The sequence below is a fragment of the Bradyrhizobium sp. AZCC 1577 genome (assembly GCF_036924575.1).
GTDB lineage: Bacteria > Pseudomonadota > Alphaproteobacteria > Rhizobiales > Xanthobacteraceae > Bradyrhizobium.
This window is the reverse complement of the sequence record NZ_JAZHRQ010000001.1, coordinates 5669540-5682917: the sequence shown is the minus strand read 5'-3', so window position 1 is coordinate 5682917 and position 13378 is coordinate 5669540. Positions and strand designations below refer to the sequence as shown.

At 62.1% G+C, this 13378-nt stretch carries 11 protein-coding genes; 5 read left to right on the top strand and 6 right to left on the bottom strand.

Going from position 1 to position 13378, the window contains the following annotated elements:
* Positions 1-165 precede the first annotated feature (165 nt).
* From V1278_RS27050 to V1278_RS27030, 5 genes are read right to left on the bottom strand one after another with little or no spacing between them, the layout of a single operon-like run.
* Positions 166-1536, bottom strand: coding sequence for a four-carbon acid sugar kinase family protein (locus V1278_RS27050; protein ID WP_334382803.1), 1371 nt, complete (start codon positions 1534-1536; stop codon positions 166-168).
* On the bottom strand, positions 1533-2747 hold the full coding sequence (locus tag V1278_RS27045) for a ribulose-bisphosphate carboxylase large subunit family protein (RefSeq protein ID WP_334382802.1): 1215 nt from the start codon (positions 2745-2747) through the stop codon (positions 1533-1535). Before V1278_RS27045 ends, V1278_RS27050 begins: the two co-directional genes overlap by 4 nt.
* A gap of 15 nt (positions 2748-2762) precedes the next feature.
* A complete protein-coding gene (locus V1278_RS27040; RefSeq protein WP_334382801.1) occupies positions 2763-3302 on the bottom strand; it encodes a VOC family protein in 540 nt (179 codons plus the stop codon).
* Between the two features lie 17 nt (positions 3303-3319).
* Positions 3320-5227 carry a TRAP transporter large permease gene (locus V1278_RS27035; RefSeq protein ID WP_334382800.1) on the bottom strand — a complete coding sequence of 636 codons (1908 nt, stop codon included), beginning with the start codon at positions 5225-5227 and terminating at the stop codon, positions 3320-3322.
* A gap of 7 nt (positions 5228-5234) precedes the next feature.
* Positions 5235-6251, bottom strand: a complete 1017-nt coding sequence (locus V1278_RS27030) for a TRAP transporter substrate-binding protein (RefSeq protein ID WP_334382799.1) — start codon at positions 6249-6251, stop codon at positions 5235-5237.
* 137 nt (positions 6252-6388) lie between these two features.
* Here V1278_RS27030 and V1278_RS27025 point away from each other — a divergent pair, with 137 nt between their 5' ends.
* Entirely contained in the window at positions 6389-7450 is a 1062-nt protein-coding gene (locus tag V1278_RS27025; RefSeq protein ID WP_334382798.1) for a LacI family DNA-binding transcriptional regulator, read from the top strand.
* Positions 7451-7649: 199 nt separating this feature from the next.
* Here the strand turns inward: V1278_RS27025 and V1278_RS27020 are convergent, their stop codons facing one another.
* A complete protein-coding gene (locus tag V1278_RS27020; protein ID WP_334384266.1) occupies positions 7650-8261 on the bottom strand; it encodes a TetR/AcrR family transcriptional regulator in 612 nt (203 codons plus the stop codon).
* Between the two features lie 317 nt (positions 8262-8578).
* Between V1278_RS27020 and V1278_RS27015 the strand changes: the two genes are divergently transcribed.
* From V1278_RS27015 to exbB, 4 genes are all read left to right on the top strand, one after another.
* Complete coding sequence (locus tag V1278_RS27015; RefSeq protein ID WP_334382797.1) at positions 8579-10780, top strand: TonB-dependent receptor; 2202 nt, start codon at positions 8579-8581, stop codon at positions 10778-10780.
* A gap of 28 nt (positions 10781-10808) precedes the next feature.
* On the top strand, positions 10809-11093 hold the full coding sequence (locus V1278_RS27010; RefSeq protein WP_334382796.1) for a hypothetical protein: 285 nt from the start codon (positions 10809-10811) through the stop codon (positions 11091-11093).
* Positions 11094-11566: 473 nt separating this feature from the next.
* Complete coding sequence (locus tag V1278_RS27005) at positions 11567-11875, top strand: hypothetical protein (protein ID WP_334382795.1); 309 nt, start codon at positions 11567-11569, stop codon at positions 11873-11875.
* Positions 11876-12321: 446 nt separating this feature from the next.
* A complete protein-coding gene (gene exbB, locus V1278_RS27000) occupies positions 12322-13377 on the top strand; it encodes a tonB-system energizer ExbB (protein WP_334382794.1) in 1056 nt (351 codons plus the stop codon).
* The last annotated feature ends 1 nt before the right edge of the window (position 13378 follow it).

Genomic DNA, 13378 nt, shown 5'->3' with positions numbered 1-13378 from the left:
GGTTCTGGACGGCAAGATTACACACTAGGTGCACAACCTTCCGTCTTAAATGCATCCGACGAAGGAACCCGTTTGTTGAGCCATCATGCGAAACGAAAATACTGCCCGCCCGATCGTGACTGCCTCGTTCAAGCGACCGCCTGAAACAGCAATTTGAGATAGTTCTCAAATCGCCTTGCCGTCTCTCGCCAGGCAGAACAGGTCGACGCCGCCGACCTGTCCGCCCTTGAGCGCGATCTCAACGTTTGCGTGCTCACGGTTCGATGCGGCGCGGCAAAGCGGCGCCCCCGAAACCAGCGGAGCGATCGCGCTGAGAGCATAGATGCCCATGGCCTGGAGCGCGTGGCCGGAGGTGTCGCCGCCGGCGACCACCGCGCGCTGCAGGCGAGTCGTTTGCAGGATGCGATCGAGTGCCCAGCCAAGCCCGGCGCCGATCCGGTCGTTAATTGCCGCCGTGCTTACTCCACTCGCTTCGATCGCGGCGTTAAGAGCGCAGATCGCCGGATCGTCCGGCCCGCTTGCAGTGATTAGAAGCGGATCGCGCCCGGCAGAAACAGCCGCAAGGCCGCGGTCGGCGCCGCGACCGATTTCCTTTGTCCATTCGGCCATGTCGACGGCGCGGGCTGCATCCAGCCGCACGACTTCAAACCCATTCTCGGCGGCATAGGCAATTTGCGCGGCCGTGACAGGCGAACACGAACCGGAGATGCAGGCGATCCGCTGTACGGCAGAGAACGACATCTGGGGCCCGGTGTCCGCGATCAGGCCAAACGACCGCCAATAGGCAACCAGCGCCTGCTCCACGCCCTGAGAGCCCACCGCGAACAACCGATCGCCACGGTGTTCCCACATGAGGCGTCCGGCCTCGATCAGAGACGACTGGTCAAGCACATCGAGCGAGATGATTTCAGCGCCGCCGGCGCTCACACGCGCCAACGTCCGGTCTGCCTCGCCATTGGCCATGGTGACGAAATCGACAAGCCCGATCCGCCGCGCAGTCTGACGGGCGAGATGACGGCCAAGATCGGCCTCGTCCATCGGCGTCACCGGATGGCGCGACATCGTCGGATGGCGGTCGAGCCGATGGCCGACGGCGTTCACGGTCGCGAAGAGATTGCCGAAAACCTGGTAGCGGCCCATCGCGGGCGAGGCGACCAGCAGCGGATGCCAGGCACCGCCAAGACGCGGCACCGCCAGATCGATCGCCCGCCCGATCGAGCCAATATGCGGCGCCGAGTCGAAGGTAGAGCAGACCTTGTAGTGCGAAATCGGTGCGCCAATGCCGGCGAGCATGTCGAAGGCGGGCGGGAGGTTGAGCTCCATCCAGGCCGGATCTTTCGCGCGCGCGGTGCCGGCGATGCCGATGCCGCGGAATTGCACTGCTGTGGCAAGTTGCTCCGGACTTGGAAGCTCAAGGAACAAAATCGTCGGAAGGCCAGCGAAGGTCAGCGCTTCCATCGCGGCCGAAGAGCCGGTGTAGTCGTCGCCATAAAATGCGATCAGCGGGCCATCGGGAAGGCTTAAGGAGGGTGTCATGGGCTATGCGGCGCCTTGCGGGACATGGCGTCGTCCCATGCCGCACGCAGTTCGGCTACCCCAGCGGCAGGTCCGTCGGGATGTGCCAGGATGCCGCCGCCAGCGGCGAAGATCAGATCGGTTGATCCCAGTGCATGATAGGTTGGAAGCGCCTGCGCGGCGGTCTGGCCGGATGAAAACACCGGCATGGCGACGCAAGGCCTTTGCTCGAACAAGGGCGTGAGCGTGGCTTGGGCGGATGCGATCACGCTGTCATCGGACTCGCTGAACTTGTTTCCGATGCCGTTGACATGAATGTGATCGGCGCCGGCAAGCCGCCAGATCTTTTGCCAGGCTGCAAACTGCCAGCCGAGCGCCGGATGCCGGTTCAACGCGCCCCAGCCGTTGCGATGCGCATGAAGCGGAAGCTGGGTGTAGCGACCGAGCTCGATCATGCCGGCGAGCCCAATCGAGTTGATGCTCGCCATCACGCAACTGCCGCCTTGCGTCAGCACGAAATCATGGCGGCGGCGCATCTGGTCGATCTCGCCGGTGAGGTTGAAGGCGAGCATCACTTTCTTGCCCGTCCGCCCGGCATGATCGTTCACCACGCGCATCACCGCGCGCACGCGTTCATCGAATGGGCAAGAAGATCCATCGGACTGCAACTCATCGTCCTTGATGAAATCGATCCCGGCCTCGCAAAGAGTGGCAACGAGGCTTGCCGTCTCCGCTGCATCGAGCCCAACGCTCGGCTTGATGATGGTGCCGATCAGCGGACGGCCGCGCACGCCGGTCAGCTCGCGCGTTCCGGCAACACCAAACTTGGGCCCGGCATAAGCGGATGCGAATGCGAGCGGCAGCCGCAGATCGAGCAGCCGCAGCCCGGTGAGCTGGCGCAATTCCCAGAGATTGCCGGCAACTGTCGTCACCAGATTGGGCAGCGACGCGCCGATATTGTCGAGCGGCCAGGACAGCGTCACCAGCGCGCGCTGCCAGGGACCCTCCGAATTGACTGGCCGCGCCACCGGCAATGACGGCGCAGACAACGGATCAAGCAATTCGATGCGCTCGACGCGGGCTGCGGCTCGTTGCTTGAGCTCAGGCGTTTCGCCGGGCACGGTGACGAAGGTGCCGCTGGATTGTTCGCCCGCCATGATTTCTGCGGTCGCGCGCGGATCGCAGGGCGTCTCGATCAGATAATCCGCCTCGATGCGAACAGGAGCTGTCACCGGATCAGGTCCGCGCTAGAGCTTGCTGAGATCGGGAAAGGCGCGCACGGGATCGCTTCCATCCCAGCCTCGCGCCGCCTCACGGATCAGATCGAACATCTTGCCCTTGGGGCCGGCGACCTCCGACAATTCGATCACGGTTCCTGGGTGATATTCGGTATCGAAATAGACGAAGCGGCCGCGGGGACCGACTTCGCCGCTCATCACTGGTCTGAAGCCCTGGGCTTCGAGACGGGTCAGGTCGGCGTCGTAGTTTTCAGTCCAGTAGGCGACGTGCTGCAAGCCAGTATGCCCCGCCTTGAGGAAATCGGCATACATCGACGGCGCATCGTTGCGGATCTGGATCAATTCCATCTGCAACGGTCCGGAGTTCGCCAGCGCGACCGAATTGTGCGGCTCATAAGCCTCGCCGCGATAGCGATAGTTCACGATCGGCACACGCGGATTGTAGAACCACGGCCCGATCCCGAGTTCGCGGCTCCAGTAGTCCATGGCTTTTTCGATGTCGTTGACGACGTATCCGGCCTGCCGGATCTCGCCAAAGAAGCGGCTCATGCTTGCATCCCGTTGGTTCAGAATTTGAGAAATCCGGTCGACAGCCATGGCACCGCGGCGACAATGAGGAGCCCGACAAACAGCGCGACGACATAGCCCCAGATGTGCTTCAGGCCCTCATCCGGCGAGATCTTGCTGATGGCGCAGGCGCCGTAATACCCGACGCCGAATGGCGGCGAGAACAAGCCGATGCCCATCGCGAAGATCACCACCATAGCGTAGTGCACCTCGTGCACGCCGGCCTGCTTGGCGATCGGAAACAGCAGCGGCCCGAACAGGACGATCGCAGGAATGCCTTCCAGCACGCTGCCGAGGATCACGAAGGCGGGAATCGAGATTGCGAGGAAGCCATAGGCACCGCCCGGAATCGCCGCCATCGCCTGCGCCAGTTGTTGTGAAAAGCCCGATTGCGTCAGGCCCCATGCCATCGCGGTGGCGCTGCCGACGATGAAGATAATGGCGCCGGTCAGCGAAGCGGTCTCGACCAGCATCGGCTTGAGGCGCCTCCAGGGAAACTGGCGATAGACCAAAAGTCCCATTAGTACGGCGTAGACGATCCCGATGGTCGACACTTCCGTCGCGGTGGCGACGCCCTCGACGACGGCGGTGCGGATCACAAAAGGCAGCAGGATTGCGGGCAGGGCGGGCAGCGCCAGTTTTGCGATCTCGCGCGCTGAATACCGCCGCACGTGACTGAGATCCTCATGCCGATAGCGTCGCCACACCACCACGCAAAGGGCGGCGCCGACAACCAGCGCCGGCAACAGGCCACCGGTGAAGAGCGCGGCAATCGAGATGCCGGTCACCGAACCGATGGTAATCAGCACAATGCTCGGCGGAATGGTTTCGGTCTGTGCGCCCGTGGCGGCGAGCAATGCCACGAGATCGCCGGGCTTGGCACCGCGCCGCTGCATTTCCGGCAGTAGCACCGGCGCAATCGCCGCCATGTCGGCGATCTTCGATCCTGAAATGCCGGACACCAGATACATAGCGCCGATGAGAACATAGGACAGGCCGCCTCTGACATGGCCGAGCAGGCTCGCCAGGAACTGGATCATGGCGCGGGCCATCCCGGTCATTTCGATCAGCGCGCCCAGGAAGATGAACAGCGGCACCGCGAGCAGGATGAGGTGGGACATGCCCTCGTCGAGCCGGCCGACCATCACCATCATCGGCGTGGTCGTCGTCAGTGCGAGATAGCCGAAGGTTGCCAGCGCAAAGGAGAAAGCGATCGGCACGCCTGCGAACACATTGGCCGCCACCACGCCGATAAAGAAGATGATCAGATTAGAGCGGCCCAGCGGCTGCAGGGCTGGTCCGGCCAGCCAGAATGCAGCGACGATACCCGCGGTGGCGATGAGACCTGCGAGGATGAACGGGGCGCGATGACGGCGCGCCAGACCGATCGCGGCGGTGATGGTCATCAGCACCAGGCCCACGGGAATTGCCGCAGCGCGCCAGGCGTTGCTGATCTCGAGCGCAGGGGTCACGATGAAGCGCTCCTCGCTCGCATAGTCGAATGCGGGATACAGGATCAATGCCAACAATGCGAGCGATGCCGTCGTGGCCATCACCTCGAAAAAAGCCCGTGCGCGCTGACCGAGATAACGCATGAGCCCCGTCATACGCATGTGCTCGCCGCGGCGCAGCGCGATCACGGTGCCGAGCATAGAAAGCCAGAGAAACAGGATGGAGGCCAGCTCGTCGGACCAGACCAGCGGACTGCGGAAGACATAGCGGCTGATGACGCCGGCGAGCAGAATGATGATCTCGATCACGACGAGGCCGGCGGCGGCGGTTTCGACCGCTGCGCCCAGCCCGCGATCGAGGGCGGCAAACGCCCGCGCGAGACCGCGCGTCGATGCAGAGGTGGGGCCATGCCCGGCCTCCAAATAGCCGCTCACCGGATGCTCGGCAATCGTCATCGCACGCTCAGGCCAGCTTGCCGATTGCATTTTCGAGCAGGCCCCAGGCCTCCTCGCCGAAGCGGGTCTTCCACTCGCCGTAGAAGCCGGTCTCGCGCAGCTTGGAGCGGAAGCTGTCCGGCGCCGGCTTGGTGAAGGTCAGCCCCCTGGCCTGCAGGTCCGATTGCACTGTCGCATTAAACGCCTTGATGTCCTCGCGTTGCTTCAGGCCAGCGTCGTTGATGGCGTCGGCGACGATGGTCTTGAGGTCGGCCGGCAAGGCCCGCCAGGCGCGGCCATTGGCGATGAACCAGAAGCCGTCCCAGATATGGTTGCTGATGGCGCAGTACTTCTGCACTTCATAGAGTTTGGCGACCTGGATGATCGGCAGCGGGTTTTCCTGCGCATCGACGATGCGGGTCTGCAGCGACGAATAGACTTCACTGAACTGCAGGCTGGTCGGCGATGCCGCGAGCGCCTTGAACATGGAGATGCTGAGCGGGCTCACCGGCACGCGGATCTTCAGCCCGTCCATGTCCTTGGCGGTCTCGATCGGTCTGGCGCCGCTCGTAATCTGGCGAAAGCCGTTGTCCCACATCTTCTCGAAAGCATGGAGGCCGACCTTGGCCATCGCGGCGCGGACATGCGCGCCGAGCGGGCCGTCCATCGCCTTCCAGACCTGGTCGTAGTCGGCAAAAGCAAAACCCACGGCATTAATCGCGGCGACCGGCACGAGGGTCGCGGCGACAAGCGCCGATGGCGTGAAGAAGGTGATCGCGCCGCTGCGCACCTGCGCCAGCATATCGGTATCGCCGCCAAGCTGGTTGTTGGGGAAGATGGCGATCTCGACGCGGCCGTCAGTTTCCTTGGCGATCCGTTCGGCGGCTTCCTGCGCCCGGATGTTAAGCGGATGAGTGAGCGGCAAGTTGTTGCCGTATTTCAGCGAGAATTCCGCGGCGCGCGCGACGCGCGGCATGGCGCCAATGAGACCCGCTGCGGGAAGAGCCGACAGGGCCTGCAGGGCACGCCGACGAGACAGGATCATGGGCTTCCTCCGGTAATCTTTTTGATGCCAATTGATGGCTTGGTGAGTAGTCTGGCTCGAAAATCACAGGCGTCGACCAAGGTGTCAAACGACCAAAATGATGGTTTTTGATGTATTCGAACCCGGAGCGTTTCGAGATGGACAAGCACGCAGCGCCGCCGCTGAGCCGCATTGTCGACGTGGCACGCCGTGCCAACGTGTCCACCGCAACCGTCGACCGTGTACTCAATCGCAGGCCCGGCGTGCGACCGATCACGCAGCAGCGCGTGCTCGCTGCTGCGTCCGAGTTGAACTACATGCCAGCCGAGGATTTGCTTGCGGCGATGAAGCCGAAGCCGATGCGGCTTCTGTTCCTGCTGCCGGCGGGCACCAACCGGTTTCTCGCGACGCTCGGACAATTGATCGCCCACTCCGAGGCGCGCCTTGCACCTTTCAATATTCGTTGCCAGGTCGATTACATCAAGAGCTTCAACGCCGAACTGCTGGCGCGGCGGCTCTGGCATTACCGCGACAAGGTTGACGGCATCGCCTTCATGGCGCTGGAACATCCTGCCATTCGCGAGACCGTCGATATGCTCGCCGAGCGCGGCGTGCCGACCGTCACCGTGATCTCGGATATCCTCAATGCGCGCCGGGTCGCCTATCTCGGCTTGGACAATCGCTCGACCGGACGAACGGCCGGCTACCTGATCGCGCGGTTCATCGGAGCGCGGCCTGCGAAGGTGGCCATGATCGCAGGCAGCCTGAGCTACCGTGCCCACGAAGAGCGTGAGATGGGCTTCCTGCACGTCTTCGAGGAGTTGTTTCCCCTGATCAAGGTCGTAGGCCTGCGCGAGGGACATGACGATGCCGACAGGAATTATCGCCAGACGCGTATGTTGCTCGCTCGGCACCCGAATCTTGCGGGGATTTACAACATCGGCGGTGCGGCTGATGGCGTCGGACGGGCACTGAAGGAGATGAACCGCGCGCGCGAGACCGTGTTCGTCGGGCATGGTCTGACGTCGGACACGCGCAGCCTCCTGATCGACGGGACTATGGACGCGGTCATTACCCAAAATCAGCTACATACGATGATGAGCTGCATCGGCATCTTCGACAATCTGCGCGCCGGCCGAAGCGCCATGCACGGCATCGAGACGCCGCGCAGCGAGATCATTTTTCGCGAGAATATTCCGGGATCAGGCGTCTCAGCGTGACTCGGCTGTCGCTGTTTGGCGGAAACGAGCTCAAACTTGCTGATCTTGAGTCCTTACAAACCTCGTTGGCGCGAAGTCCCGAGCAATTTCATGGTTGATCACGCAGCCGAGCCAGCAGGGTGGAAAATCAATAGGGGCTGAGGGGTACACCGAGCGCTGATCCACGGCGATCCCGGTGGCAATCGCGATTTCGGCACAATCAGAGCGATCGCGGCGGCTGAGCCGCGGAACGCGCCGGTGCTTCGATCAATCGCATGATGTGACGGATAAATTCCTCATCGTCCGGCATTTCCCCGCCACCAATTTCGATCGCATCCTGCATTTCTATTCGACTGTGCAACCAGAATTGCACCAAACTTCCGGCGATGCACAGCACCAGGCCGGTCGGCATGTCGTTTCGCAAGAGTCCGGCTTGCTGCGCTTGTTTGATGAGCGGAACGGCTCGCTCGTTCAAGCTGCGCGAACGCGATTTGCGTTCTTCAGTCGGCCCATCGAGCAAGCGCCACAGGTTGATGCGAAACGCATCCGGATGCTCGCGCCAGTACCGCAGGTAGGTCCGGATGGCCGTCGGAATCGATTCGACACCGAGTGTTTCTTGCGCGACGACATCCGCGATATAGGCGAGGAATTCAGCGGAGGCTTGCTCCCCAACAGCGTTCCAGAGCCCGTCCTTGCCCTGGAAATGATGGTGGAGCAGCCCCTGGGAGACGCCTGCCCGCTGCGCAATGTCGCGCATCTTGGTGCCGTGAAATCCGCTCTTGGCAAATTCCGTCCGCGCCGCCTGAAGGATGGCGTCGCGTCCGGCTTGCATTTGGCTGACTGACCGCGAGTTCACCCGTCACCTTCTAAGCATTCTAAATCATTTAGGAATTTTATGTTGACAGGTCAACCAGTCAATGCCGACTGCTCAAGCGGTCAGTCATTGGGTGTGCTGTGGAAAGTGTAGTGACAAGAAGACGAAAGGGCAGTGACCGCGGGCATTGGAGGCGTCGGGCCGCCGCGGTTGGCGCATTGACAGCATTCGCTGGGGGCATCGCGGTCGACGCGGCGTTGGCCCAGCAGCCAATAGAACTTCCGCCCGTTACGGTCGCGCCACCGAAGCCGAAGAAACGAGCCGTATCTCGGCCTGTGGCTCGCCCGGCAATCCAGCTCCAGCAGATTACGGTTACGGCCCGCAAGCGACCCGAGGTCGAAAAAGATGTACCCATCAGTCTGACGACGGTTGAGGGTGCGCAGCTCGAGGACCTTTCCAAGACCCGCTCAAATGCCGACCTCGCGCGCTCCGTACCAAATTTCAATTTCGTCGATCTCGGAGGGCAGTCCTCAAATCTTGCCAATATCCGCGGCGTCGGATCGTTCTCGCCGGTATCTCCGGACGATACCTCCGTCGTCTTCTACGTCGATGAGGCGCCGCAGTCGGTGTATGGCATTGCACCGAACCTGCTTGATACCGAGCGGGTGGAGGTTTTGCGCGGGCCGCAAGGAATGTTGTTCGGCCGTAATGCGCAAGGCGGCGCAGTGAACATCGTCTCACGCCTGCCGACGTTTGATCGCTCCTTCTCGCTGACCGGTGAATGGGGAACCAAGGGTTATGGCCTGGGCGAGTTGATCGCGAACTCTCCGCTAATCGCAGATCTCCTCGCCGGACGCGTGGCGATGCGTTACTCGAACTACGGTGGTGACGTTCCGAACATCCTGCTCGGCGGCAATGATGCCGCTACGAAAATCGGCGCATTCCGCGGCTCACTTCTCTACACGCCGACCGATCGCACCACCGTCACCTTCAGCGGGTCCTACAACAAGGACGACGACACCGTGCCGCGCTGGCTGCTGCGCGGCGCGGCTGATTTTCCCGTAAGCGCCGTCAATCCGCGCAATGACGTGGATCGCGAGAACCAGAACTACAATCTAAAGGTCAAGCACGACTTCGGGCCCATTGTCTTCGATTCCGTCTCGAACTTTCAGCGCACCACCTCGTTTCAAGTTACTGATCTCACCGACTCCCTCGTATTCTCGAAGCTCACCGGCTTGCCGCGCGCCTTCTTCAGCATGCCGGGTGCGGATATCGCGAACATCGGCATCGGTGAGAATTCCTGGATGCAGGAGCTTCGGCTCTCCGCGCCGAAGGAGAGCGCGATTGCCTGGACCACGGGCTTGAATCTTTTTCGCACCGAAGTGGCGCTCGACGGCAACGCCCGTTCCATCACGCCGGCTTTTGCTACGGCGACAGGAATCCGTAACAACGACTTCACGACCAACAGCTACGCGGCTTTCGGCGAGGCGACGGTGCCGCTCATCGGTGCGCTCAAAGGCACGCTGGGGCTGCGCGCGACGCATGAGGAGAAAACGGCTTCCTATCGCTACAACGGCGTCGGCACGCCCGGCACCGTCGCCAGCTATGCCCAAGATCTCGGCCTGAAGGATGACTTCCTTACCGGTCGCGCCGGTCTGAGCTACGACTGGACGCGAGACTTCATGACCTATGTCACCGCCGCACGTGGATATGTGACGGGAGGGTTCCCGGCCAATTCCATCAACAATCCGCTCGGCAAGCCCGAGGTCCCGTTCGCTGCTTCCACAAGCTGGACCTATGAGACCGGCTTCAAGTCCGAACTGTTCGGCCATCGTGTCAAACTGACCGGCGCGCTGTTCTTCAACGACGTCAAGAACGGACATCTGTTCGTCTTCAATGTCCCAACGGCATCATTCACCGTCGCAACGCTGGACTATCAGTCCTGGGGTGGCGAACTCGAGGGTACCGTCCGCCTCACGCCCACCTTTGAGGTGTTCGGAGGTGTTGGCATTACCCGCGCCGAGCTCGTCAACGTTCCGATCGGCAGCGCGACTGGCGCGAAGAACGGCGGCCGCGTTCCGAACGTGGCGCCCGTGACCGCCAATGTGGGCTTCCAGCATCAGGTTTCGGCCGCGCACCTTGGGCTCAACGGCGACTTCTTCGTTCGCGGCAACTACCAGTTCGTCGGTACTCGCGCGGCAGATGTCGCCAACAGCTTCGACCTCCCATCGTACGGCATTCAACGGCAAGTTCGGTTGGAAAGGGCAGAACTTCGAGACCTATGTCTTCGCGAACAATCTGCTCGACGAGCGCTACGAGGCCTTCGGACAAAGTTTTGGACCCACGACGCAATCCGTGCGCGTCGGACAGGGCCGCATCGTGGGCTTAGGGGCAACCGCGAAGTTCTAGCGATGAGAGGGGACCGTCATGAGAACAGAGGATTTCAAGCTGCACGACATTTCGCGTTTTCCGGTCGTGGTGCTGCACGGTCGTGGATTGCCGCCCGGTTACGGACCGACCTGGGCGAACGAGCTTGATGCGTTGCTTGGCCAGGAACGGGCCTTCGTGATGATCTTTCCTGACTCGGTGGAGGATGAGGCCCACGAGGATCAAAAGCTTCGCACGATCTTCCTCAAAGCCAACAAGGCGCGGCTTGCCGCCAAATGCCAGGGCATCTTCAGCATCGAGCCGAACAAGGCAAAGCGTCTTCTGAAGCGTGCTCAGGGCGCCGTGATTGCCGCGGCTTTCGGACTGCGCTTCCGTGTCGTGGCCACCGTCGAGGAAGCGGAGCGGCTTGCGAGCCTGGCTTTAGCAGGAGCAGCCGTGCCAGATGTCTCCGAGCCCGAGTAGCGAGACACGCGCTTATCTGCGCATCGGCAAGAGACGCCTTCGCATCCCCAAGCGCCGCGGTGTGCGGATCGCCCTTGGTGTTGCCCTCATGATCAGGGGCGTACTGCCGCCGGCCGGATTCATTCTGTTGCCGCCGGCGCTGACGCTGCTCTCAATCGACATTCCGCGCGTCCGCCGCTGGCGCCGGCGCATGATCGTGCGGCTCGGACGCCGGCGGCGAAGCGCCGTCCGTCCAGCAAAACAGAATCGGACTTAGAAGTTGTCTAAGCGATTGACGTGCAACGGCGAGGCACCCGTGCTTCCAGATTTCGAATGTTTCAAATTGCCATAGACGCGCGATGGCTTTATGGCGGCTATCACAGAGCGTAACGGTTCGCGGCATTGATAGGTCGAGTGCGTGGAGATCTTCTCTGAGCGCATCGGGATTGCCGCGACCGCCTGTCGTGACGCAACCAAAGAAGAGGAGGGGAGCAGTGACGCAGTCGGACCCTGACAACGAATCTGCAGGCGCAGAGATGCACCGGTCCATGATGGTCGCCTTCTGCGACGTTCTTCGTACCAGTCAGCTTCCGCCCATGACGGTGATGAACCTCGCCGCGTCCGCCCTCGGAGCAATCTACAAGGAAGTCGCCGATCAGCATGGCACGGATGGCGGTTGTCCCTGCGGCTGGAAGCCAAATCCGCGTACCGATATCGCGGTTCTGCAGGCGACACTGGCCGCGTCACTAGAAGCCATCCCGTCTGCTGATCTGCGTACCATGCAGGCTGTCGGACGTGCATAAGCCATGATGCGCGCGAGCCCCGCCGATCTCGTACAAATCGGTGGGCTTCGACGTCTACGTTGAGCCACGGCCCGCTCGCGAAGTCTCTTTCATGTTCACGGCCGAACGACCAATACTGTAGCGCTCCCGCGACCGGAATGATCCATCTCGGCGCGATCGCTCGTCTCTCTCAATTTCGAGAGTTTCTAAATTTCGCCGGTGCGAAGCATAAGTATACGCAGCGCCTAGAATTGACGCAGGCGTGCCGTAGTCAGATGGCGGCTGCGCGAAAATAGTACCCCTACCGCTGGGAAAAACATCATCCTTAAACGTCTTACGTTGGAGGGGCCGTAAGGCCGCGGCTGGCGACAATAATATTAATGCAGGCCCTGCCGGTGAGAGGCGCTTGCGCGCCTCATGACGTGCGCGCTTGAACGAGAATGAAAGATTGAACGATGATGGGCGAGATGACGAAACTGGCCGAAGCGCTGCAGACAGGGTGCAGGTTCGGGCGGATGGCGTTGACGGCGCTTGTCGTGTCGGCCGGTGTTGCTGGCCCAGTGGCGGCCCAGGAAGTGGAGCCCACGACGGCCCAGGCGCAACCCGCATCGCCGCTGCCGTCGTCTTCTGCATCTCCCGCGCCCGGTGTGGAGCGGCCAGTGACATCGTCATCATCAGCGACATCGGTCGGCGCTGACCCCGCGGTATCGGCGGCGCCGCTGCCGCAGGTGTCACCGGCAATGGCCGAACCCCCGGCCGCTACGCCGGTACCATCGAATGCGCCCGTCGTTGCCCCGGCGGCCGGCCCCGCGACGCTTCCGCACGATCTGTCGCCGTGGAGCATGTTCATGCAGGCGGACATGGTCGTGAAGGCGGTGATGATCGGCCTTGCCTTTGCGTCGCTATTGACCTGGACGGTGTGGTTGGCCAAGGGCGTCGAACTCACGGGCGCCAAACGCAACGCACGTAGCGCCACGCGCAAGCTGAGTGGCGCCGAATGCCTCGCAGACGCATCACGAGAGATCAATGCCGGATGGACGAAGAATGGCCGTGTCGCCGATCTGGTCAATGCTGCGCTTCAGGAGTTGAAGCGCTCGACCGACCTGTCCGCCGAGGGAGTTAAAGAGCGTCTCGCGATCGCGCTGTCCCGCATCGAGGCAAAAGCGAGCCGAGACATGGCGCGGGGCACCGGACTTCTCGCGACGATCGGCGCAACGGCGCCGTTCGTCGGCCTGTTCGGCACGGTGTGGGGCATCATGAATTCGTTCATCGGCATCTCGCAATCGAAGACGACGAACCTTGCCGTCGTTGCGCCCGGAATCGCCGAAGCATTGCTCGCGACCGCCATCGGCCTTGTCGCGGCCATTCCGGCGGTGATCATCTATAACGTATTTGCCCGCGCCATAGCCGGCTACCGCGCATTGCTGTTGGACGCGTGGGGCGAAGTCCTGCAGCACATGTCGCGCGACCTGGAACGGCAGGAGAAGGGCATTGTGCGAGGGCCAGCGCGTCACTGCGGGTGAC

Excerpts from the sequence above, each read along its gene's own strand:
- exbB (WP_334382794.1), top strand. The coding sequence starts at position 12,322 with ATGACGAAACTGGCCGAAGCGCTGCAGACAGGGTGCAGGTTCGGGCGG.
- V1278_RS27050 (WP_334382803.1), bottom strand. The coding sequence starts at position 1,536 with ATGACACCCTCCTTAAGCCTTCCCGATGGCCCGCTGATCGCATTTTAT.
- V1278_RS27030 (WP_334382799.1), bottom strand. The coding sequence starts at position 6,251 with ATGATCCTGTCTCGTCGGCGTGCCCTGCAGGCCCTGTCGGCTCTTCCC.
- V1278_RS27035 (WP_334382800.1), bottom strand. The coding sequence starts at position 5,227 with ATGACGATTGCCGAGCATCCGGTGAGCGGCTATTTGGAGGCCGGGCAT.
- V1278_RS27020 (WP_334384266.1), bottom strand. The coding sequence starts at position 8,261 with ATGCAAGCCGGACGCGACGCCATCCTTCAGGCGGCGCGGACGGAATTT.
- V1278_RS27025 (WP_334382798.1), top strand. The coding sequence starts at position 6,389 with ATGGACAAGCACGCAGCGCCGCCGCTGAGCCGCATTGTCGACGTGGCA.
- V1278_RS27040 (WP_334382801.1), bottom strand. The coding sequence starts at position 3,302 with ATGAGCCGCTTCTTTGGCGAGATCCGGCAGGCCGGATACGTCGTCAAC.